Consider the following 21,267-nt stretch of genomic DNA (forward strand, 5'->3'; position numbering starts at 1 on the left):
TCGCCCTCGCTTGAGCCGTTCTTGCGTTGACGCTTCCCCGTTCTCGCGCCAATCTTCCCCAAAACAAGATCGGGAGGATTTTCCATGCTTCGCGCAGAGGACAATAGATTCCTGACCGAGTCCGGCCCTGGTACGGGCATGGGCGAATTGCTGCGCCGCTTCTGGATTCCGGTTCTGCTCTCGGAAGAGCTCCCCGAACCCGACGGTGAGCCGAAGAAGATCATCGTGCTCGGCGAGGAGCTGCTCGCCTTCCGCGACACGCGCGGCGTGGTCGGTGTCATCGACCAGTACTGCCCGCATCGCGGGGCCAATCTCTGGCTCGGGCGCGTTGAGGAGTGCGGCATCCGCTGCGTCTATCACGGCTGGAAGTTCGACACTGATGGTCGGTGCGTCGACATGCCGACCTCCTATCCCGATCTCAATGCCAAGGATCTCATCCGCATCAAATCCTATCCGGTGCGCGAATGGGGCGAGATGATCTGGGCCTATATGGGGCCTCTCGAGGCGATGCCCGAGCTGCCCGATCTCGAGATGGCGCTGCTGCCGGCTTCGCACCGCTACGTCAGCAAGAAATGGCAGGACTGCAACTGGGTGCAGGCACTGGAAGGCTCGATCGACACCGCGCATTTCACCTTCGCTCATCTCTCCTTCGACAAGGAGGAGAACGAGATCCTCGATATCAAGAAGCACTTTGTGAATCCGATCGCGCGCATGTCGAGCGATCACATGCGCTGGATCGCGGAGGATCCGCGCCCGGTGATCAAGGTTACCCCGCACGAGGCGGGGCTGACGATTGCCGGCGGCCGGCTCACCGGCAGCGACAATATCTACTGGCGCATCGCGCAGTTCCTGATGCCTTTCCATGCCTATGCGCCGAGCGCGATGCCGGGCGAGAACATCTTCGGCCAGACCTTCGTGCCCGTCACCGACACCAATTGCTGGATCTATACCTACGCCTGGAATCCGGAGCGGCCGCTGACGCAAGCAGAGCGCGACGCCTATGATCGTGGCAACGGCGTGATCGCAGAGGTCGACGACAATTACGTGCCGCTGCGGCACAAGGGCAACGACTACCTGATCGACCGCAAGCTGCAGAAGACCCGGAGCTATACCGGCATCAGGGGCGTCTCCGAGCAGGACGCCGCCGTGCAGGACAGCCAGGGCCCGATCGCCGACCGCACCCGCGAGCATCTCGGACCGACCGATCTCGGCATCATGCATTTCCGGAAAGTCGTGATGGAGCTGGCCCGCGCGCTCCAGCAAGGCGAGCCGCCGCCACAGGCGGCGCACCAGGACCGCTGCGCAGTGCGCTCCGGTGCCTGCGTCACCAGCAAGACCAAGGATCTGCCGGCCGTGATGCTGGAACGGTTTGGCGATGTCGCGGGCTTTGTCGGCCGCCCGCGGATTGCGGCTGCGGAGTAACGCATGGGGCAAGCGCGCAGCATCATCGCCGGACTGGTCGCCGCGATCCTGTTGTCATCGCTTGCGCCAGCCGGCCGCAGCGAGGCCGCTGCGCGAAAAATCGAGACGACCAGACCGCCCGCCAAGTGCGAGATGCCGAAATTCCGGATCGTCGTCGACGTCGGTCACACTCCCGACTCCTACGGCGCCCTCAGCGCGCGCAATGATCCGGAGTTCGGCTTCAATTTCGTTCTTGCACGACGCATCACGGCAAAGCTCAAGTCCGAAGGTTTTGCGGCAACCCGCCTGCTCGTCACGGACGGCAAGGCGCGGCCGAGCCTGTTCAAGCGGGTCAGCGCCGCCAATGACGGCCGGGCGGATCTCTTCCTGTCGGTTCACCACGATTCGGTGCCGGACAAATTGCTCGATACCTGGGAATTCGACGGCGCGAAGAGCAATTTCAGCGATCGCTTTTCGGGCCACTCATTGTTCGTGTCGCAGCAGAACCCGCACTTTACCACCAGCCTGATGCTGGCACGGATGATCGGCCGCCAGTTGAAGGAGCAGGGCCTGCATTATGCCAGCCAGTACACCTTGCCGGTGATGGGCCGTTATCGCCGCCAACTGCTCGACAAGGATGTCGGCGTCTACCGCTATGATGGGCTCGTCGTGCTATCGCGGACCAGAAGCGCCGCCGTGCTGCTCGAAGCCGGTTCCATCATCAACCGCGACGAGGAGATGGCGATGAACTCGCCGGAGCGGCAGGAGGCGGTCGCGGGGGCCGTTGCGGCTGCGATGAGGGAGTTTTGCGAGAGCCGGTAGTCTGCTCCGTCGGTTCGATCCGACGAAGCTACAGCGGCACACCTCTGTACTCCCGGTTCGCCAGGCTCGCCTCCTCCAGATCCAGATCCCGCTCGATCCGCCGCCGCGTCTCGTCGGTGATCTGGCCGTCGCGCAGGAGATTGTGAATGAATTTTCGTTCGGCGGCGATCAGGTCGCGGGTCAGCGCGGTGCCGGCCGCGGAGACGTCGTGGTGGGTGGGGTCGAGTGAATCAGGGAGTTGGTTGACCCGGATCTCGTGACGCGCACGCAGCAGCCGCATCACCTCGTCGGAGACATCCTTCTCTTCAGTCAGCGCGTCGAGCGATTTCAGCGCGGCGTCCAGCGCTTGACGCCGCGCCGTGATCTCGGCCTCGTGCTCGGCGACATGCTCGTTGCGGCCGGCCTGGGCGACACCGAGCCAGCGCACCACCGGCGGCAGCGTGAGGCCGACGCCGATCAGCGTGACGAAGATGACGCCGAAGGCCACGAACAGGATCAGGTCGCGATACGGGAAGGCATTGCCATCGGGCAACGTGAACGGCAGCGCCAGCGCGGCCGCGAGCGACACCGCGCCGCGCACGCCGGTGAAGGCGAGGACGAACGGCCATTGCCAGGGCGGTGACGGATCGCGCCGGCGCAGCGATTTGCTGAGCATTCGCGGCAGATAGGTTGCGGGATAGAGCCAGGCGAAACGCGCGATCACGATGATCACCAGCACCAGCGCGGTCGCGATCAGGATGTCGTCGAGCGGAAACGTCTTCGATTTCTCGTAGAGCGCGCGCATCTGGAAGCCGGTGAGCAGGAACAGCACGCCCTCGATCAGATAAATCACGAGGTCCCAGAAGAAGATGCCTTGCAGTCGCGTCGCCGAGGAGATCAGCAAGGGGCCGTTCCAGCTTACATAGAGCCCGCAGGCCACCGTCGCGATCACGCCGGAGCCGCCGAGATGCTCGGGCAGCCAGTAGGAGACGTAGGGCGTGATCAGCGACAGCGTCAGCTCGACCTGCGGATCCCCGGACCATTTGCGGAAGCGAAGGGAGAGCCAGCCGACGCCGATGCCGAAGGCGATCTCGCTGGCGACGATGAGAAGGAACTCGCCGGCCGCGAGCGGCAGCGAGAAATGCCCGACCATGATCGCGGCCAGCGCGAAACGATAGAGGATCAGCGCCGTGGCATCATTGGCGAGCCCTTCACCCTCGAGAATGACCAGGAGCCGCCGCGGCATGTTGAGGCGGCGCGCGATCGCGAGCGGTGCCACCACGTCGGGCGGTGCGACGATGGCCCCTAACAGGAAGCCGATGGTCCAGGGCAGGCCGATCATGGTGTGCGTGGCGGCCGCTACCAGCGCCGCGGTGAAGATCACCGCACCGACCGCGAGCAGCACGATCGGGCGCAGATTGTTCTTGAACTCGCGCCAGCTCATGGCGACGCTGGCCGAATAGATCAGCGGCGGCAGCACCATCAGCAGCACCAGTTCCGGCGGCAATTCCACCGGCGGCATGCCCGGCACGAAGGCGAGGCCGACGCCGGCCAGCATCAGCAGGATGGCGGGCGCGATGTTGAAGCGGCGGGCGGCAAGTGCGGTGCCCGCCAGCACGGCGAGCAGGATGAGAAAGGTCTGAAATTTCGCTTCCATGGCGGTCTGTCTTGACCCGGAAGCGACTGCTGCGTCAATGCGCGCGGCTCACGCCAGCCGCTCGGCCACCATGCGCCCGATGCGCGCGAATGCGGCTTCGATCTGCGCCGGATTCGGCGTGCCGCCCTGCGTATAGGCCGTGATCAGGATCGGCGTCTCGGGCTTGGTATCGGGCCTGGGCCAGACGACCGCGATATCGCCTGACGCATCCTTGCCGTTGTTGCCGGTCTTGTCGCCGACGATCCAGCCTGCGGGCAGGCCGCCGCGCAGCCGGTTCGCGCCGGTCTTGCAGTTCACCATCCACTCCGTGAGCTGCGTCCGCGAGGCCGGCGTCAACGCCTCGCCCACCACCAGGCGCCGCAAATTGCCTGCCATCGCCGCCGGCGTCGTGGTGTCCTGGGGATTGCCGGGCGGTGAGCGGTTGAGCTCCGGCTCATTGTGATCGAGCCGGGAGGTGGTATCGCCGAGCGAGCGCCAGAACGCGGTGAGGGTGGCGGGACCGCCGATCCGCGCCAGCAGCAGATTGGCGCAGGTGTTGTCGCTGAGCTCGACGATCGCCTTGCACATCTCGGTGACAGACATCGCGCCGGCAGCGAGATTCTGCCTGGCGACCGGCGCATAGTCCAGCAGGTCGGCCTTGCCGTAAGGAATCATCGCCGCAAGCTGCTCCTCGCCGCGATCGACCCGCGCCAGCACGCAGGCCGCGAGCGAGGCCTTGAAGGTCGAGCACATCACGAAGCGCTCGTCGGCGCGCCAGGCGAGCTTCTTGCCGGTCGCAAGGTTCTCCGCATAGACCCCGATCCGCCCGCCACTCTCGCGCTCGTAGGATTCGAGTTCGGGCGGCGCCTCCGCGGCAAGCGCCGGAGACGCGGCCATCCAGGCAAGTGAGGCGAGCAGAGAGCGGCGGTCGAGAGGCATGGGAGGCTTTCCGGGGAGCCGAAGGTCGGGTTGAAATGGACTCGCTATTTGCGCCGTCATTGCGAGCGCAGCGAAGAGCTCCTCGCAATGACGTGTGGCGAGAGTTGGGCTCGTTCCGAAGGGGCTGCCTACCAAGTCGGACTGTGGAAGGCTTTGCCTCCTCACTCCCTCAAATCGTAACGATACGATTTCGACACGATCTGCCAGCCGTCGGCGAGCTTCATCGCCACCAGGTAGTCGGTGAAATAGCGCGGCGGCAATTGGCATCGCACCTTGATGAAGGCGGTCTTGTCGTCCGAGCGGTCGATGGTGACGATGAAATCCTCGCGCGGCTTGCCTTCGGCCTTGCCGGAGGGGCGCTTGCGCACGCGGTCGAGCCAGTCGGGCACGGTCAGGACCTGCAATTCGCCCTTCTCGACCCAGCGCAAGTCTGCGGAGGGATGGAAGATGGTGCCGAGCTTTTCGGCGTCGCCCTCGTAAAGGCCGTCGAAATAGGCTTGCACGACGGCTTCGACGCTCGACCGGTTCTGGCTCATGGGTCATCCTTTTGCATGACGGCTTGGGGCGAACTTAGTCGTACGCATCAGAATGCGCTATGGGTGTGTCGGCCATTTGCGCCGAGGTTTGCCATGACCGGATCAGAAAATTCGAATGCTCCTATCCTGATCGGCGAATGCTACTGCCGCACCATCAGATTCGAAGTGGCCGACGCGTTCTCCTATGCGATGAACTGTCACTGTTCGAACTGTCGCCGGACCACCGGCTCGGCCTTCAAGCCGTTCGCCGGCATCGCGCAGGACAGGCTTCGCATCGTCAGGGGTGGCGAGCACCGGCTCATTTTCGGCGACGACACCACCCATGACGCCCATTGTGGACGATGCGGCTCGCTGCTTTATTCCCGGGTGCGCGAAGGGCAATGGGTCCACGTCGCCATGGGAACCCTGGTCGATGCCCCTTCGATCCGGCCCAGCGCCCATATTTTCGTGGCCTCGAAGGCGCCCTGGCACGAGATTACGGACGATCTGCCGCAATATCGGGGGCATATCGGCGATGGCTAGGGAAACTCGGTCGATCCGCCCGCCTGGCCGCGAACCGCGACCGCGCTGGCGCGACAAACAAAGGGGGGCTTTCGGGTTGCTGTCGGCGCGGCCTTCGTGACCTCCATCACAAGCGCCGCCACCAGATCCTGCTAAAGCGGTTCCAAAGGGGCTTGAACGTCCCGAACTTCGGAAGTCGTGTCATGCGCAAACTGCTCGGATTCTGCCAGCTTCTCCTCGCCGCAGCGCTGCTGTTCGGCTCCGGTCCCGCTTTCGCCGGCAACCGCGTCGCGCTGGTGCTTGCCAACTCGGCCTATCGGCACGCGCCGTCGCTCGCCAACCCCGTCAATGACGGTGCGGTGATGGCGAAAACGCTGAAAGAGGCCGGTTTCGATGTCGTCGATTTCCGGCAGGACCTGTCGGCCCTGGATACGCGGCGCGTGCTGCGCGAATTTGCCGACACGACCCGCACGGCCGACATTGCCGTGGTCTACTATGCCGGTCACGGCATCGAGGTCGAAGGCTCGAACTATCTGATCCCCGTCGATGCCAAGCTCGAGCGCGACACCGACGTCTATGACGAGGCGCTTTCGCTCGACCGCGTCCTCGTCGCCGTCGAACCGGCAAAGCAGCTTCGTCTGGTGATCCTGGACGCCTGCCGCGACAATCCATTCGGCAGGACCATGAAGCGCACCGTTGCCTCGCGCGGCATCGGCCGCGGTCTTGCCCAGGTCGAGCCGACCAGCCCCAACACGCTGATCGCCTATTCGGCCAAGGCGGGCTTCACGGCCCAGGACGGCGACGGCGCCAACAGCCCCTTTACGGTCGCGCTGTCGCGGCATTTGACGACGCCGGGCCTCGATGTCCGCCGCGCCTTCGGCTACGTGCGCGATGACGTGCTCAAATCAACGGGCAACAAGCAGGAGCCGTTCGTCTACGGCTCGCTCGGTGGCGAGGATGTGCCGCTGGTTCCGGTCAAGGTGGCGGCTGCCGCGACGGCGGCGCCCGTGGTCAACCGGCAGGCCGACATGCGCCGCGACTATGAGCTCGCGCTCCAGGTCGGCAACAAGCCGGCGTGGGAAGCTTTCCTCGCCCAGCATCCCGACGGCTTCTATGCCAACCTCGCCAAGCTCCAGATCGACAAGCTCCAGGCCGAGCAGGCCCATGCGGCCGCGGTCGAGAAGGCGAAGCAGGCCGAGGCCGAGCGCGATCGTCTCGCCGCTCTCGGCGCCCAGAAGGACGCGCAGGCCAAAGCCGCCGCCGATGCCAAAGCCGCCGAGCAGGCCCAGCTCGCCGCGCAGAAGGCGAAAGAACAGGCGCAGCAGCAGGCGGCCGCCGCCGAGCAGCAGCGCGTCAATCTCGCCGCGGCTGCGCCGAGCGCCGCGCCGGCCAGCACCGCGAGCCCGGCCGGCACCAGCGTTGCCTCGCTGACGCCGGCAGCCGCGCCGGCCGATCTCAGCCGCTCGGTGCAGACCGAGCTTGGCCGGGTCGGATGTTTTTCAGGGCAGGCCGACGGCAACTGGAACACCTCCTCGCAGCGCTCACTGTCGCAGTTCAACCGCTATGCCGGCACCAAGCTCGACGTGAAGGTCGCGAGCACCGACGCGCTCGATGCGGTCAAGGCCAAGCCGGCGCGGGTCTGTCCGCTGGTTTGCGAGCACGGCTTCAAGGCCGACGGCGACAAGTGCACCAAGATCGTTTGCCGTGAGGGCTATGCGGTCAATGACGACAATGAGTGCGAGAAGCAGCGCGCCGCAAAGCCGGCCAAGCCTGGAACGGCAAAGCGCGACGACGGTGATGAGCGTCCCGCGCGGCAGCGGCGACAGGCCGGCGGCGCGGCAGCCGGAGCCGCTGGCGGCTATGGCGCTGCGGCCGGCATTGCCGCTGCGGCCGGTGCGAGCCGTCCCACGGGTGGCGGCCAGATGTTCTGCAACAGCACCGGCTGCCGTCCGGTCAGCCGTGGCTGCCATCTCGAATATCGCGGCGGTGGCGGCCCCGCCAATGACGCCAATGCCGAGGTCTGCAACTGACAATTCAAGTCGTCCCGGCAATGCCGGGACGATGTCAGTTCGAGATGGCGCTCGCGGCAATGTTGACCGTCAGTGCCAGCAAGGCCGTGTTGTAGATGAACGAGACGATCCCATGCGCCGTGGCCGTGCGGCGGATGGTCTTGTCGGTGATGCCGACATCGGAGACCTGCGCGGTCATGCCGATCACGAACGAGAAATAGACGAAGTCCCAGTAGTCGGCGTGGTCTTCCTTGTCGCCGCTCGGGAATTGCAGTCCGCCCGGTGGGTGCCGGTAATAGTCGTGGGCGTAATGCAGCGCGAAGGTGGTGTGCACGGCGGCCCACGACAGCGCGATGGTGGTGATCGCGATCGTGAGCTCTGCGGGGCCGCGATGGACGCCCAGTTCGGCGACGATCGCCGCGATGCTCGCGAACGCGCCGATCGCCGTGACCAGCAGGATCACGAAGCGGCCGTCGTCCTGCATCGCGGCGCTGCGGCGGATGTGCTGGTGGTCGTTGCAGAGCATCATCGCATAGACCAGCACGAGATAGACTGCGATCAGCGCGTCCCAGCCGAGCACGAGCCGCGTCGTCAGCCGGGGTGAGCCCGGTAGCAGCAGGCCAACGAGGATGCCGATACCCAGCGAGATGAACGTCCGCGGCCGCGCATAGATCAGCCGCATCGGCCGCGACATTTTTTGGAAGCGCGTGAGGACGGGATCTTCCTGGTCGATGCCCGTCATCGCACGGTCAGTTCTTGCGCTCGGCGACAAACCGCGCGGCGGCCTGCAGCACGGCGGCGCGATCGCCGAAGATCGAGACCGCGCTGTCGGCGCGCGCGAGCAGGTCGCGGACACGCTGCTTGGCGCCTTCGATGCCGAGCTGGGTGACGAACGTGGTCTTGCCGAGCACGGCATCGGCGCCGGCCGGCTTGCCGAGCGCGGCGGCATCGCCCTCGACGTCGAGCAGGTCGTCGGCGATCTGGAAGGCTTCGCCGAGCGCACGGCCGTAATCGTCGAGCGCCTGATATTCCGCACTCGAGGCCTGGCCGAGGATCGCACCGGCGATGCAGCCGTAGCGCAGCAGCGCGCCGGTCTTCATCTGCTGGATACGCGCGACGTCGATCGGCTCGTTGCCGCCGAAGCGGCCTTCGCCGGCGAGGTCGAGGATCTGGCCGCCGACCATGCCGCCGATGCCGGCACAGCGCGCCAGCGCGCGCGTCAGCAGGAGCCGCACATTGGCGTCGCGGTGGATCTCGTCGCGGGTCACGATGTCGAAGGCGAGCGTCAACAGGCCGTCGCCGGCGAGGATCGCGGTGGCGTCGTCAGTCTGCTTGTGCAGGGTGGGGCGGCCGCGGCGCAGGTCCGAATTGTCCATCGCCGGCAGATCGTCATGGATCAGCGAATAGCAGTGGATGCATTCGAGTGCGGCGCCCACGAGCAGGGCCGCTTCGCGCGACACGCCGAACACGGCTGCGCTTTCGACCACCAGGAACGGCCGCAGGCGCTTGCCGCCGTTCAGGCTCGAATAGCGCATTGCGTCCATCAGCCGCTTGGGCCGGGCGATCTCATCGTGCAGGATGTCGTCCGACAGCAGGCGCCCGAGCAGGGCCTCGGTGTCATCAGCGGTCTTGTCCAGACGTTTGGCGAAATCGGACGGGGACGTGCCGGTCATCAAGAAGGGCTCCAGAACTAAAATTCGGCGGGACAATCCTTTATGAGCCCGCCCCAGTCAATCGTTTGGAAGGCCTAAAAAGTGCTGGAAAAGGCCCGGATTATCACAGACTTAATGGGGAGAACCGTGGCCGCTTCTCGTTCCATGCCGGAAAGGTCGATTTGCGCATCGTCAAAATCCTGCTCGTAGCGCTCGCGGTCGTCATTCTCGCGCCCTATGTGATCGCGCCGTTCTACCGCACCGGCCATCCCGTTTCGACGCTGATGGTCTGGCGCTCGCTTCGCGGCGCGCCGATGCAGCGGGAATGGATCGATCTGGCGGCGATGTCGCCCTCACTGCCGCGATCGGTGATCGCAGCCGAGGACGCCCATTTCTGCAAGCATCACGGCATCGACTGGGGCGCGCTGCGCGAGGCGATCGACGACGCCAAGGAGGACGGTACGCCGTTCCGGGGTGCCTCCACGATCACCCAGCAGGTCGCGAAAAACCTGTTCCTCTGGCAGGGCCGGGATTTCGTCCGCAAGGCGCTGGAGTTTCCGCTGGCGCTCTGGATCGATCTCGTCCTGCCCAAGCCGCGGATCCTGGAGATTTACCTCAACATTGCCGAGCTCGGCCCACAGGGCCAGTTCGGCGTGGAGGCGGCCAGCGCCTATGCCTTCGGCAAGTCGGCCGAGGACATCTCGCCCCGGGAGGCGGCGCTTCTGGCCTCGATCCTGCCGAATCCGGTCAAACGCAGCGCCAAAACCCCGGGTCCGGGTGTCCGGCGGCTGGCCGCGACCTATATGGCGCGGGGGCAGGCGAGCTCGCTTGCGACCTGCTGGCGGGAAAATCGCTGATTTTGGGCCCATTCCGGGCGTATTTTCCAGGCCAAGAGCCTAGCTTTGCGGCCAGCCTTCCTCTATAAGCGCGGCCTTGATCGGCATTCAGCTCGCCTCGTTTTGCGGGTGCTGAGCCGTCCCTTCGCGGACGATGCCCTGATGACACCAATCCCTAGAGGATATTGAAATGGCCGTTCCGAGAAGAAAAACCTCGCCGTCGCGCCGTGGCATGCGCCGCTCGGCAGACGCCATCAAGAAGCCGACCTATGTGGAAGACAAGGACTCCGGCGAGCTCCGTCGTCCGCACCATCTCGACCTCAAGACCGGCATGTACAAGGGCCGGCAGGTCCTGAAGAAGAAAGAGTCCTGAGTTTAGGACCTTTCTCCGGGCAGGATGATTTCGCCTGCCTGATTTCGGCCCACCCATGAGATAGACAGTGACGGCGGCGGAGCGAATGCTTCGCCGCCGCATTGTCCTGTCCGGATGTCATGATCGAGAAGGCGTTTTGCCGATGGTCGGTTTTCCGCTGCTTCTGATTCCGCTCGCGGTGTACAACATCATCGCCTTCCTGATGCCGACCGTCTCCTTTACGGACGTGCTGTTCAGGGTGCCGATGATCACGGGCGAGGCCTGGCCGGTTACCCTCGCCGATCTCCTGCTCGCGCTGGGCGTGGTGCTGCTGCTGCTCGAAGTGGTCAAGGGCGCGCGGCCCGGATCGAAATTTCTGATGGACCATCTGCTGTCGCTGATCCTGTTCGGCGGAGCGGCCGCCGAATTCGTGATGTGGCCCAAATTCGGCAACTCGACCTATTTCCTGCTGGTGCTGCTGGCGATGGCGGATTTCCTCGGCGGCATCGCCCAGCGCACGCGCCGCCGCGTCACCTATGTCGCGGAAACGACGGTGCCGGCGCCGCGCAAGGCCAAGCGTCAGGTGGAAGCTCCGGCAGAGGACGCCGTGGCCGAGCGCAAGTTCGAGCCGGTGGTTGCGCCGCAGCCGGCGCCGGTCGAGCCTCCCGCATCCACGGCGCAATCCGTCGCGGAATCCGTGCTGATGGATCATCCTGCGCCCAAACCCGTGCAGGGCGCGACTTCGCCGGAAATTCCCTCGCCACAGCTTCAGCCGGGTAACGGCACGCCGCCGTCGTCCGACACCCCGCCGCGCTGACCGGCGTCAAGCGACCTGTCGTGTTCGCGCGCTGACGCTTTGCAGCGGGCGCTTGCGGCCATAGGCCGTCAGCGCATCCTCGGAAGAGGCGCGCCGCAGCCGGTTGGTCTGGGGCAAGTGCTCGGCATTGGCGATCAACTGAGTGACGAAGCTGGGATCGGGGCGCGACAGCGGCGCCTTGTGGACCCACCGCAATGTCGGCATCAGCGGCACGAGGGCCATGCCGGTTTGCCGCTCCGTCTCTGTCGATCCACCCGCACTCACCATCACAGCACCGTTAATCCGCTTGAACTGGCGCGTTTCGGGACATGGGCGCCGTTGCATGTGGTGATCTCGCAAGGCTCATGCCGGCCGAGCCTAATCGTTCCTGGGCACCTCGGGAACGTGGTTTCCAAATTGTTTATGAACTTTGCCTAGGGTCGAAGGCGAATCTGGCCGTATCCTGTGCCGACTCAGGACTCCCCCGCTGTCCCGAAACGAGGCGATTTTGACCCCTGCATTGCCGCAAGCCTCCGACATTCTGGCCGCGCTCGGTCAAGCCGTGTTCGCCTGGGACATCGCCAGCGATGCAATCGTTTGGGGTGACCAGGCCGCGAGCGTCTTCCCGGGCATCCCCGCCGAGCGGCTGGCGACCGGCGCCGAATTCGCCAAGCTGATCGAGCCCTCGCCGTCGCTGCGGACCGCCGCGCTGGCGCAGACTTCCGCCGTGCACGGCGCCGACGGCACGCCCTATCGCGTCGAGTACGGCGTCCGCATGAGCGCCGCCGATCCCGTGATCTGGATCGAGGAGACCGGCCGCTGGTTCGCCGGCGCCGACGGCCGCCCGGTGCGCGCGATCGGGTCGGTTCGCATCAACAATGAGCGCCATGCCCGCGACGAGGAGCTGACCAAGCTGGCCCGGCTCGATCCGCTGACCGGCGAGCTCAACCGCTCTCACCTGATCGCGGCGCTGGCCGAGGCGATCGAGGAGACCACCCGCTTCCGCTCGACCGCCGCCTTCATGCTGGTCGGCATCGATCACCTCGCCCGCGTCAACGACGCCTTCGGCTTCGACGTTGCAGACGCGGTGATCCTCGACATCGCCAAGCGCATCCGTTCGCGCCTGCGCGGCGGCGACGTGCTCGGCCGCTTCTCCGGCAACAAGTTCGGCCTGATCCTGAAGAACTGCACTGTCGACGACATGAATGTCGCCGCCGAGCGCTTCCTCACCGGCATCCGCGACGAGGTGGTGCCGACCAAATCCGGTCCGGTCTCGGTCACCGCATCGATCGGCGCTGTCAGCCTGCCGCGCTATGCCCGCAACACCGACGAGGCCGTCAACCGCGCCCATGAGACGCTGGACGCCGCCAAGCGCCGCCGTGCGGGCTCGTTTGCGGCCTGGCGTCCGGATGCTGCGCGTGATGCGCAGCGCCGTGTCAACATCCGCGTCACCGACGAGATCGTCACCGCGCTGAACGAGCGCCGCATCAAGCTCGCCTATGAGCCTGTCGTGTCGGCCGTCTCGCGCGAGCGTGCGTTCCACGAATGCCTGGTGCGGATGGACCAGGGCGACGGCCAGGTGCTGCTCGCGCCCGACATCGTACCGGTCGCCGAACGGCTCGGCCTGATCCGACTGGTCGATCACCGCGTGCTCGAGCTCGTGGTCGCCGAGCTCGCGGCCGCACCCGGCATCAGCCTCAGCCTCAACATCTCGCCGGATACGACCATGGATCCGGACTGGTGGGCGGGGATCGAATCGCTGATGCTGGCCCATCCCGGTGTCGCCGAACGGCTGATCGTCGAGATCACCGAGACGGTCGCGATCCAGGACATCGACGATGTCCGCGGCTTCGTCACGCGGCTGAAGAATTTCGGCAGCCGCATCGCCATCGACGATTTCGGTGCCGGCTACACCTCGTTCCGAAACCTGCGCAAGCTCGGCGTCGACATCGTCAAGATCGACGGCGCCTTCGTGCAGAACATCACCCATTCCGCCGACGACCGCGCCTTCGTGCAGACCCTGATCGACCTCGCTCGCCGCCTCGACATCAAGACCGTGGCCGAATGGGTGCAGGACGAGGAAGCCGCCAACATGCTGCGCGACTGGGGCTGCGACTACATCCAGGGCCGGCTGATCGGGCTGGCCTCGGCCGAGCGGCCGTGGGGCGCTCCGCCGGACAGCGCGCTGCCGGCGGCGGTGTAGCGTTTCACGCTAAAATTTCCTCTTTGAAATCAACCCCCTTCTACTGTGCATGGGGTTGTTTTCGCGAAAATTGAAAGTCGTCGGGTGGGACGGAGCCATTGCGCCCCCGCCCATCCTGCAAAGCGTCACGCCCCTTCGTCCAGCGCCACCAGCTCGCGCTTCTTGCGCAGCGATGGCAGCAGCGGCGCGATCAGCAGCACCAGGGCAAACACAAGGCACACCGCCGAGATCGGCCGCTGCACGAAGGTCCAGAGATCACCCTGCGACAGGATCAGCGACTTGCGTAAGTTGTTCTCCATCATCGGTCCCAGCACGAAGGCCAGCACCAGCGGTGCCGGCTCGTAGCCGAGCTTGCGCATGAAATAGCCGACGATGCCGAATGCGATCATCACATAGACGTCGAACACGTTGTTGCTGGAGCAGTAGACGCCGAGGATCGTGAACAGGATGATCAGCGGGAACAGGATGTTGTAGGGCAGCTTGAGCAGCTGCACCCACATGCCGATCATCGGCAGGTTCAGGACCAGCAGCATGACGTTGCCGATATACATGCTGGCGACGATGCCCCAGAACAGGCCCGGGTTCTGCGTGATCAGCAGCGGTCCCGGCTGCAGGCCGTGAATGACGAAGGCCCCGAGCAGCAGCGCCATCACCACGTTCGGCGGGATGCCGAGCGTCATCAGCGGAATGAAGGCCCCGCCTGCCGCGGCGTTGTTCGCCGATTCCGGGCCCGCGACGCCTTCGATCGCGCCGTGGCCGAAGCGCTCGGGCGTCTTCGACAGCCGCTTCTCCAGCGCGTAGGACGCGAACGAGGCCACCACCGCGCCCCCTCCTGGGAGGATGCCGAGGAAGAAGCCGAGGATGGTGCCGCGGCCGACCGGACCGGCGCTCGCCTTCCAGTCCTCCCTGGTGGGCAGGAGATGGGTGATCCTGGTGTTGATGATGTCGCGCTTGATCGTCTGCTCGGTGTTGAGCAACACCTCCGCGACGCCGAACAGGCCCATCACGACGGGTACGAGCCCGATGCCGTCGATCAGCTCCATGCGGCCGAAGGTCATGCGCGGCTGTGCGGTGATGCTGTCGAGCCCGATCAGCCCGAGCACGACGCCGATGCAGGCCATCAGCAGCGCCTTCGGCATCGAGCCCTGCGTCAGGAAGGTGAGCACCACGAGGCCAAGCACCATCAGGCTGAAATACTCCGCCGGGCCGAACGCGATGGCGACGCTGGCGAGTTTTGGCGCGACCAGCATCAAGGCGATCAGCGCGAACGTGCCGGCGATGAAGGAGCCGAAGGCGGAGATGCCGAGCGCCGGGCCCGCGCGGCCCTGCTTTGCCATCTGGTGGCCGTCGATGCAGGTGACGACGGAAGCCGCCTCGCCGGGGATGTTGACCAGGATCGAGGTGGTCGATCCCCCATACATCGAGCCGTAATAGATGCCCGCCATCATGATGATGCCGGATTCCGGCGTGCCCGACAGCGTCACGGGCAACAGCAGCGACATCGCCGAGATCGGCCCGATGCCCGGCAGCACGCCGACCAGCGTGCCGATGAAGACGCCGATGAAGCAGTAGAGCAGGTTGACCGGCAGCAGCGCGACGCCGAATCCATGCGCGACGTTGACGAGCGTATCCATGGGGTCAACCGATCCCGAACAGGCCCGAGGGCAGCTGGATCAACAGCAGCCGCTTGAGCACCCACCACATGCCCGCCGGCACCAGGACGGCGATGGGAATCGCCAGCGTCCAGCGTACGGGATCGATCAAGCGCAACAGCAAAAGCATCAGGGGAATCGACGACAGCAGGAAGCCGAGCGGCTCCAGCGCGACGGAGAATGCCATGAGGCACGCGATCAGCAGGAGCGGCTTGCTCCAGCGCACGTTCTCCCAGCGCGAGGCAAGCGTCGGCCCGCCCTCGGTGAGCGCCGAGAGGATGATGGCGCCGGCGAACACGCACATCAGGATGCCCGTGTAGAACAGCACGTAGCCGGAGCCGGGATCGTTGATGGTGCCGAGCTTGAGCTTCATGCCCGACCAGATCACGAAGCCGCCGAGCGCGAGCCCGATCAGTCCGCCCCAGAGTTCGGAGTTGGAAAGGCTGAGTTTTACATTGGTGGGGTGGTTCATCGATTTTCTCTCGGTCGGTCCCCGGACGCTGCGCAGCACGAAGTGGTGCGCTGCAGATCCGGGGTCCAGCGATGCGGTGGCAACTTGGGTCCCGGCTCTGCGGTGCATCGCTAAAGAAGCGCTGCACCGCGTCCGGGACACGCTGGCGGCCTTGCTCTACTTCTTCGCCAGCCCGAGCGTCTCGATCACCTTGCGCTCGGACTCGGTGACCTCGACGACGAACTTCTTGTAGTCCTCGGTGTTCTTGTAGTTCGGCACCATGTCGTATTTGGCGAGCGTGGCCACGACGGCCGGATCCTCGACCGCCTTTTTGAAGGCGTCGTGCAGTTTGGCGACGATCTTTGGATCGAGGCCCTTCGGGCCGGCGATGCCGAACGGGGAGTCATAGACCATGGGGTAGCCGAGCTCCTTCAGCGTCGGCACGTCAGGGTAGTTCGGCGAGCGTGAGCCGGTCCACACCATCAACAGGCGGAGCTTGCCGGCGTCGACCAGCGGCCGCCATCCCGTGGAGTCCGCCTGGAGCATCGTGTGCTGCCCCAGCACCGCAGCGTTGGTCTCTGCGCCGCCCTTGAAGGGGACTTGCGTCAGCTTGATGCCGGACATTCCGGCGATCTGCTCCATGCCGATATGCAGCGAGGTGCCGGCGCCCGGCGTGGCATAGGTCACCTTGCCCGGGTTCGCCTTCGCGAACTCCACCACGTCCTTCCAGCTCTTGAACTGCGACTCCGCGCTGGTGGTCACACCGAAGGTGTAGCCGGTGAGATGGACGATGTAGGTGAAGTCCTTGGCCGGATCCCACGACACGTCCTGCATCAGGGGCAGGCGGAACACGGTGATCGGAATCTGCGAGATGGTGTAGCCGTCGGGCTTCGCGGCCGCCGCCATGGTCGCCGGTCCCACCGTGCCGCCGCCGCCGGCCTTGTTGTCGATCACGATCGGCTGTCCCAGCACCTTCGAGGCGCTGTCGGCGATCGCGCGCATCGAGATATCGGTCGATCCGCCGGCCGGCCACGGCACGATCAGCGTGATCGGCTTGCTGGGATAATCCTGCGCACCGGCAGCGGTCGAGAGCAGTGCGCCCATGACAACATGCATCGCGGCAAGTGCGATCGTCTTCAGCCCGTATCGCGGCATCGGAATTCCTCCCTCGCGGCGGCCTCGTTGGGCCCGCCGTCCTTCGTTCTTGTGAGAGGATTGTTCCCGAAATCGAGGGAGAAGAAAAGCGCATTGCGCGGACTGCGGGCAGCGGCGGGTGCAGCAATCCCGGCAGAACCGGAACATGCGACAATTGGTCGTTTGGTCGTGTGCCGAGAGGCGGAATTTGAAGGAGCAGAAGCCGCTCTATGCCACGCGCCGGACCGTGTTCAGCGTCTCGATGGCGCGCCCGACCTCCGATGCCGGGCAGGGTCTGCCGAAATAATAGCCCTGCACGGCCGTGCAGCCGCATTCGCGCACGAAGTCGAGTTGCTCCTCGGTCTCCACGCCCTCCGCCGTGGTCTCGACGCCGAGCACGGAGCCGAGGCTTGCGATGGTGCGGACGATGGCCACGCTCTCCGGGCTTTCGCCGAGCGTGCCGACGAAGGAACGGTCGATCTTGATGCGGTCGAACGGAAATTTGCGCAGGTAACTCAGCGAGGAATAGCCGACGCCGAAATCGTCGAGGCTGACGCGGACTCCCAGCGCGCGGAGCTGGTGCAGGATCTCGATCGTCGCCTCGCTGTCGTCGAGCAGGGCGGTCTCTGTGACCTCGAGCTCGAGCCGCTGCGGCGGCAGGCCGGCTTCGGCCAGCGCGCTCGTGACCATCGCCACCAGCCCGCGCGAGCGGAACTGCACCGGCGACAGGTTCACCGCGACGGCAACACCGGGCCAGGACGCGGCGGTCGCACAGGCGGTGCGCAGCACCCATTCGCCGATCGGAACGATCAGCCCGTTCTCTTCCGCGATCGGAATGAACTCGGCCGGCGAGACGGAGCCGCGCGAAGGATGCTTCCAGCGCAGCAGCGCCTCGAAGCCGGTGAGCTCCGATGAATCGAGCCGCACCTGCGGCTGGAACGCCAGGTGGAATTCGCGTGACTCCAATGCACCGCGCAAATCCTGCTCCAGCGCGTGCCGGCTGCGCGCCTCCTCCTCCATCTCGGGCTCGAACAGCTGGTAGGCGCCGCGGCCCTTGGCTTTGGCCTGGTACAGCGCGAGGTCGGCGCACTTCATCAGTTCGTCGGCATCGAGCCCGTGGTCGGGCGCGATCGCGATGCCGACGGAGGCGCCGACATGGATCGACTGGTTTTCCAGCGGCGGCGGATGGCCGAGGATTTCGACCAGGCGCCGCGCGAGCTTTTCCGCCGATTGCGGCTGCGGCCCGCGCTGGAGCACGGCGAATTCATCGCCGCCGAGGCGCGCGACGGTGTCGTGCTCGCCGACATTCTCCTTCAGGCGCGCTCCGACCCAGCGCAACAGGCGGTCGCCAGCGGCATGGCCGAGGCGGTCGTTGACGGTCTTGAAATTGTCGAGGTCGAAGCACAGCACCGCCATCGCGCCGCCTGCGATCGCCACCTGGTTCAACCCCTCGCTCATCTTCTCGCGGAACAACGTGCGGTTGGGCAGGTCGGTGAGCGAATCGTGCCGCGCCATGTGCGCGACGCGGGCCTGGGCCTTGTGACGCTCGGTGACATCCTCATAGGTGACCACCCAGCCGCCTTGCTCCATGCGCTTGTGGTTAAGCTTGATGATGCGGCCGTCGTTCAGATGCCGGTGCAGCGTGTGTTCGCCCTCGCGCAGCCGTTCGACATAGTCGGCGTAGAGCTTGGCGCCCGTCATGTCCGGGTGGTTGCCGAGCTCGCAGCTGTGCTCCATGATCTCGCGCATCGAGACGCCGGGCTTCACGATGTCAGGAGACAAGCCGTACATCTCGATATAGCGGCGATTGCAGACGATCACGCGCAGGCTCGAGTCGAGCATGCAAAGGCCCTGGCTCATGTTGTTCAGGGCCGCATCGAAGCGGCGGTACTGCTCGCTCAACTCCTCGACGGCGTGCTCACGGTCGGTGATGTCCTCGTAGGTGGCGACGAAGCCACCCTCGGCCAGTGCGCAATAGCGCACCGAGATCACGGTGTCGTTCGACATGCGCCGACGCATCGGCGAGCTGTCGCGGTCCGCGATCCGCGTTCGGGCGGCTTCGAGGATTTCCCGGGGGCTGTACTCTGAAGCAAACGCTCCGTTCGCCATCGAACGCTCGATCAACTCGCCCAGGTGCGTGCCCGGCCTGGTCTCCTCCGGCGACAGCCGGTAGATCTTGCGGTACGTGGTGTTGCAGACGCGAAGGCGCATGTCGCTGTCGTAGAAGGCGAGTCCGTGCGCCATGTTCTCCAGCGCCGCATCGAGCATGAAGTTCTGCTGCCGCAGCGTTTCCTCGTATTGCAGCCGCTCGGTGACATCCTCGTGCACGGTCACCCAGCCGCCGTCGGGCAGGAAGCGGGAGACCGTCTGCACCATGCGGCCGTCGTAACGCTTGACCAGCATGGTTTTCGCTCGCCTGTTACGCACGTCCTCCAATCTGGCCCTATGGAATTCGTCGGCGGGCATGCCGGACTGATTGCCGCGCAACACCCAATGGTCGAGCACCGTACGATGCGAGACGCCCGGCTTCACGACATCGGAATCGAGGTTGTAAAGCTTCAGGAAACGGTCGTTGCAGACGACGACGTGGCTGTCGGCGTCGTACATGATGAGACCGTGCGACATGTTGGAGAGCGCGTGCTGGCTTCGCTCGGTCTGCACGCGCAATTCCGCTTCGAGCCGGGCGAGGCGGGTGACATCGTCGCAGATCGTCATCCAGCCGCCGCCGGGGAGCGGCTTCAGCTCGAGCGACATGACGAGGCCGGAGGCAAGCCGCTGCTCGGTCCGGAACGGCCTTCCTCCGGCAATCTGTGCCATCCGCGCCGAATAGAGTGCGTCAAGCTGGCTTTCCGGAAAGTTGCCCCGGCCGGCGCTGTGCGCGAGCACCTCGCGGTAACGCGTGCCGATCCGCACGACCTCCGCCGACATGTCGAACAGGGAGAGGTAGCGTTGGTTGACCAGCACGATCCGGTTGTCGGCATCGTAGACGCAGACGCCTTGCTCCATGTGGTCGAGCGCAAGCTGGCTCAGCGCGACCAGGGCCTCCAGGCCCTGCTCGCGGCGTGCACCAAGCTCGTTGTCGCGGGTCGAAATCATGGGATCGGCGGGATCTCGGCGAGCAATAGACTTAACGCAACTTAATTCAGCAGCCGAGGGTAACGAAGAGGCCGGAAAATTCCCTTAAGCGCAGTAGTTTACGGAGGGTGACTGGCGATGGAGAGCGCATCCTGATTGCTGAGGTGCCTGCAAGAGTTGGCCATCGGCGCGCGTCAAATGAGGTGTCGTCCCTGCGTAAGTAGGGACCCATAACCACAGGCAGGAATTTGGCGAAGGCTCGAAGTGAAGTGGGGCCCGGTACTACTATCGGGGCTTAGAGATGGATCACGCGGTATGGGTCCCCTGCGTTCGCAGGGACGACGGTTTGGTCTTGGCCCGACCGCTGCCCTACGGCCCGTACAGCACGAGCTCAGTATCGGTGAGGTCGCCGAGCTGCGGCCGGTGCGGGCCCTTGAAATATTTGCGGCCGCGCCGCTCGGTGTAGAAACCGACAAGGCCGGGAATCGGCCCATTGGTATCGACCGCCACCGCGATCTTGCCGAGCCGGAGCAGCAGCCGGCCGATACGGCCGGCGCAGGCGGCATATTCCGCTGCGTTCCGGCAATAGATCAGCTTCATCGCTGGCGGCGCAATGAAGCCCCGGCGGATGCGCACCGGTTGCAAGATGAAGGGAAACGCTCCCTTCGGCGTGCGGCAGACGAGGCTGAGGCAATTGTACCGCGCATGCCGCGTCAGCAGCTCGGTTTCGGAGTCGGAGAGCCCCTCGATCGTCTTGGCGTGAGGCGAGATGACCTCGATCTCGCTCCAGCGGGGAACGCGCGCCAGTGCGGGTACCGAGAAGAAGATACCGCGACAATAGGCGCGAAAGCCCTGGGTCTCGATGATCGGCCAGGTCCACGGCGCCGGGCTGATGTTGAAATAGGTCACGTCCTTGTGCCGCTGGGCAATCTTGGTCAGCAGCGGAGCGTAGTTGCGGAAGGCCGGATCGACATACCAGCTCGACAAATTGCACTGGATGGCGGTCTCTTCGCCATTCTTGCGGGCTGTGTAGATCAGCAGCAGCACGCCGACCGGCGTGCCATCATTGTCGAGCATGTAGCCGAAGCGCGGATAGCCCTCCGGTGCGGACCGGAAAGCCTGTCGGCGCAGGCCCTGCATCCAGTATTCGCGTGAACGGCCGACGAAGCCGCGCGTCAGCAAGTCCGCGATCTTCTCGACATCGGACTCGGTGATCTCGCGGCATCGCACCTTGGTGTGGATCACGCTTGTCTTACCCGTGGAAATGACACGCCTCGTGGAGTTTATCTTTTG

Annotated in this window: 19 protein-coding genes; 8 read left to right on the forward strand and 11 right to left on the reverse strand. The window is 65.2% G+C overall.

Annotation, left to right across the window (positions count from 1 at the left end; translation table 11 throughout):
* Window positions 1-84 precede the first annotated feature (84 nt).
* Both TSA1_RS34080 and TSA1_RS34085 read left to right on the forward strand, forming a co-directional pair.
* A complete protein-coding gene (locus TSA1_RS34080) occupies window positions 85-1,422 on the forward strand; it encodes a Rieske 2Fe-2S domain-containing protein (protein ID WP_100180134.1) in 1,338 nt (445 codons plus the stop codon).
* A 3-nt stretch (window positions 1,423-1,425) separates the two neighbouring features.
* The gene (locus TSA1_RS34085; RefSeq protein WP_100180135.1) at window positions 1,426-2,223 is read left to right on the forward strand and encodes an N-acetylmuramoyl-L-alanine amidase; all 798 of its coding nucleotides are present in this window, start codon (window positions 1,426-1,428) and stop codon (window positions 2,221-2,223) included.
* A 28-nt stretch (window positions 2,224-2,251) separates the two neighbouring features.
* Here the strand turns inward: TSA1_RS34085 and TSA1_RS34090 are convergent, their stop codons facing one another.
* The 3 genes from TSA1_RS34090 to TSA1_RS34100 form a co-directional block, all read right to left on the reverse strand.
* Complete coding sequence (locus tag TSA1_RS34090) at window positions 2,252-3,859, reverse strand: Na+/H+ antiporter (RefSeq protein WP_100180136.1); 1,608 nt, start codon at window positions 3,857-3,859, stop codon at window positions 2,252-2,254.
* Window positions 3,860-3,907: 48 nt separating this feature from the next.
* The gene (gene bla / locus TSA1_RS34095; RefSeq protein WP_100180137.1) at window positions 3,908-4,777 is read right to left on the reverse strand and encodes a class A beta-lactamase; all 870 of its coding nucleotides are present in this window, start codon (window positions 4,775-4,777) and stop codon (window positions 3,908-3,910) included.
* A 161-nt stretch (window positions 4,778-4,938) separates the two neighbouring features.
* Window positions 4,939-5,313 carry a nuclear transport factor 2 family protein gene (locus tag TSA1_RS34100; protein WP_100180138.1) on the reverse strand — a complete coding sequence of 125 codons (375 nt, stop codon included), beginning with the start codon at window positions 5,311-5,313 and terminating at the stop codon, window positions 4,939-4,941.
* 93 nt (window positions 5,314-5,406) lie between these two features.
* Here TSA1_RS34100 and TSA1_RS34105 point away from each other — a divergent pair, with 93 nt between their 5' ends.
* Both TSA1_RS34105 and TSA1_RS34110 read left to right on the forward strand, forming a co-directional pair.
* Complete coding sequence (locus TSA1_RS34105) at window positions 5,407-5,835, forward strand: GFA family protein (RefSeq protein ID WP_100180139.1); 429 nt, start codon at window positions 5,407-5,409, stop codon at window positions 5,833-5,835.
* Window positions 5,836-6,017: 182 nt separating this feature from the next.
* Window positions 6,018-7,844: a caspase family protein gene (locus tag TSA1_RS34110; RefSeq protein ID WP_100180140.1), complete on the forward strand. Its 1,827-nt coding sequence runs from the start codon at window positions 6,018-6,020 to the stop codon at window positions 7,842-7,844.
* Between the two features lie 34 nt (window positions 7,845-7,878).
* Here TSA1_RS34110 and TSA1_RS34115 read toward each other — a convergent pair whose 3' ends face one another.
* Both TSA1_RS34115 and TSA1_RS34120 read right to left on the reverse strand, forming a co-directional pair.
* Window positions 7,879-8,565 (reverse strand): DUF1345 domain-containing protein, encoded by a 687-nt coding sequence (locus tag TSA1_RS34115; protein ID WP_100180141.1) that lies wholly within the window; start codon window positions 8,563-8,565, stop codon window positions 7,879-7,881.
* A 7-nt stretch (window positions 8,566-8,572) separates the two neighbouring features.
* Window positions 8,573-9,496: a polyprenyl synthetase family protein gene (locus TSA1_RS34120; protein WP_100180142.1), complete on the reverse strand. Its 924-nt coding sequence runs from the start codon at window positions 9,494-9,496 to the stop codon at window positions 8,573-8,575.
* 161 nt (window positions 9,497-9,657) lie between these two features.
* Here TSA1_RS34120 and mtgA point away from each other — a divergent pair, with 161 nt between their 5' ends.
* The 3 genes from mtgA (at window position 9,658) to TSA1_RS34135 (ending at window position 11,480) form a co-directional block, all read left to right on the forward strand.
* Entirely contained in the window at window positions 9,658-10,332 is a 675-nt protein-coding gene (gene mtgA / locus TSA1_RS34125; protein WP_100180143.1) for a monofunctional biosynthetic peptidoglycan transglycosylase, read from the forward strand.
* 169 nt (window positions 10,333-10,501) lie between these two features.
* Entirely contained in the window at window positions 10,502-10,684 is a 183-nt protein-coding gene (rpmF, locus tag TSA1_RS34130; protein WP_007598106.1) for a 50S ribosomal protein L32, read from the forward strand.
* Between the two features lie 142 nt (window positions 10,685-10,826).
* Window positions 10,827-11,480, forward strand: coding sequence for a hypothetical protein (locus TSA1_RS34135; RefSeq protein WP_174719196.1), 654 nt, complete (start codon window positions 10,827-10,829; stop codon window positions 11,478-11,480).
* 6 nt (window positions 11,481-11,486) lie between these two features.
* Here the strand turns inward: TSA1_RS34135 and TSA1_RS34140 are convergent, their stop codons facing one another.
* The gene (locus TSA1_RS34140; protein ID WP_430649787.1) at window positions 11,487-11,702 is read right to left on the reverse strand and encodes a hypothetical protein; all 216 of its coding nucleotides are present in this window, start codon (window positions 11,700-11,702) and stop codon (window positions 11,487-11,489) included.
* 265 nt (window positions 11,703-11,967) lie between these two features.
* Here TSA1_RS34140 and TSA1_RS34145 point away from each other — a divergent pair, with 265 nt between their 5' ends.
* Window positions 11,968-13,662, forward strand: a complete 1,695-nt coding sequence (locus tag TSA1_RS34145; RefSeq protein WP_100180145.1) for a bifunctional diguanylate cyclase/phosphodiesterase — start codon at window positions 11,968-11,970, stop codon at window positions 13,660-13,662.
* Between the two features lie 125 nt (window positions 13,663-13,787).
* Here the strand turns inward: TSA1_RS34145 and TSA1_RS34150 are convergent, their stop codons facing one another.
* The 5 genes from TSA1_RS34150 to TSA1_RS34170 form a co-directional block, all read right to left on the reverse strand.
* Window positions 13,788-15,296 carry a tripartite tricarboxylate transporter permease gene (locus tag TSA1_RS34150; RefSeq protein WP_100180146.1) on the reverse strand — a complete coding sequence of 503 codons (1,509 nt, stop codon included), beginning with the start codon at window positions 15,294-15,296 and terminating at the stop codon, window positions 13,788-13,790.
* Between the two features lie 4 nt (window positions 15,297-15,300).
* Window positions 15,301-15,786, reverse strand: coding sequence for a tripartite tricarboxylate transporter TctB family protein (locus TSA1_RS34155; RefSeq protein ID WP_100181491.1), 486 nt, complete (start codon window positions 15,784-15,786; stop codon window positions 15,301-15,303).
* Window positions 15,787-15,942: 156 nt separating this feature from the next.
* On the reverse strand, window positions 15,943-16,920 hold the full coding sequence (locus TSA1_RS34160; protein ID WP_100180147.1) for a Bug family tripartite tricarboxylate transporter substrate binding protein: 978 nt from the start codon (window positions 16,918-16,920) through the stop codon (window positions 15,943-15,945).
* A gap of 207 nt (window positions 16,921-17,127) precedes the next feature.
* Window positions 17,128-19,995, reverse strand: a complete 2,868-nt coding sequence (locus TSA1_RS34165) for a PAS-domain containing protein (protein WP_100180148.1) — start codon at window positions 19,993-19,995, stop codon at window positions 17,128-17,130.
* Window positions 19,996-20,343: 348 nt separating this feature from the next.
* Window positions 20,344-21,219, reverse strand: coding sequence for an acyl-CoA acyltransferase (locus tag TSA1_RS34170; protein WP_100180149.1), 876 nt, complete (start codon window positions 21,217-21,219; stop codon window positions 20,344-20,346).
* Window positions 21,220-21,267 lie beyond the last annotated feature (48 nt).

The sequence above is a fragment of the Bradyrhizobium nitroreducens genome (assembly GCF_002776695.1).
GTDB lineage: Bacteria > Pseudomonadota > Alphaproteobacteria > Rhizobiales > Xanthobacteraceae > Bradyrhizobium > Bradyrhizobium nitroreducens.

Coding starts and splice junctions, on each gene's coding strand:
- bla (WP_100180137.1), bottom strand. CDS start 4,777: ATGCCTCTCGACCGCCGCTCTCTGCTCGCCTCACTTGCCTGGATGGCC.
- TSA1_RS34085 (WP_100180135.1), top strand. CDS start 1,426: ATGGGGCAAGCGCGCAGCATCATCGCCGGACTGGTCGCCGCGATCCTG.
- rpmF (WP_007598106.1), top strand. CDS start 10,502: ATGGCCGTTCCGAGAAGAAAAACCTCGCCGTCGCGCCGTGGCATGCGC.
- TSA1_RS34090 (WP_100180136.1), bottom strand. CDS start 3,859: ATGGAAGCGAAATTTCAGACCTTTCTCATCCTGCTCGCCGTGCTGGCG.
- TSA1_RS34135 (WP_174719196.1), top strand. CDS start 10,827: ATGGTCGGTTTTCCGCTGCTTCTGATTCCGCTCGCGGTGTACAACATC.
- TSA1_RS34080 (WP_100180134.1), top strand. CDS start 85: ATGCTTCGCGCAGAGGACAATAGATTCCTGACCGAGTCCGGCCCTGGT.
- TSA1_RS34105 (WP_100180139.1), top strand. CDS start 5,407: ATGACCGGATCAGAAAATTCGAATGCTCCTATCCTGATCGGCGAATGC.
- TSA1_RS34115 (WP_100180141.1), bottom strand. CDS start 8,565: ATGACGGGCATCGACCAGGAAGATCCCGTCCTCACGCGCTTCCAAAAA.
- TSA1_RS34140 (WP_430649787.1), bottom strand. CDS start 11,702: ATGGCCCTCGTGCCGCTGATGCCGACATTGCGGTGGGTCCACAAGGCG.
- TSA1_RS34155 (WP_100181491.1), bottom strand. CDS start 15,786: ATGAACCACCCCACCAATGTAAAACTCAGCCTTTCCAACTCCGAACTC.
- TSA1_RS34110 (WP_100180140.1), top strand. CDS start 6,018: ATGCGCAAACTGCTCGGATTCTGCCAGCTTCTCCTCGCCGCAGCGCTG.
- TSA1_RS34100 (WP_100180138.1), bottom strand. CDS start 5,313: ATGAGCCAGAACCGGTCGAGCGTCGAAGCCGTCGTGCAAGCCTATTTC.
- TSA1_RS34165 (WP_100180148.1), bottom strand. CDS start 19,995: ATGATTTCGACCCGCGACAACGAGCTTGGTGCACGCCGCGAGCAGGGC.
- TSA1_RS34120 (WP_100180142.1), bottom strand. CDS start 9,496: ATGACCGGCACGTCCCCGTCCGATTTCGCCAAACGTCTGGACAAGACC.
- TSA1_RS34150 (WP_100180146.1), bottom strand. CDS start 15,296: ATGGATACGCTCGTCAACGTCGCGCATGGATTCGGCGTCGCGCTGCTG.
- TSA1_RS34160 (WP_100180147.1), bottom strand. CDS start 16,920: ATGCCGCGATACGGGCTGAAGACGATCGCACTTGCCGCGATGCATGTT.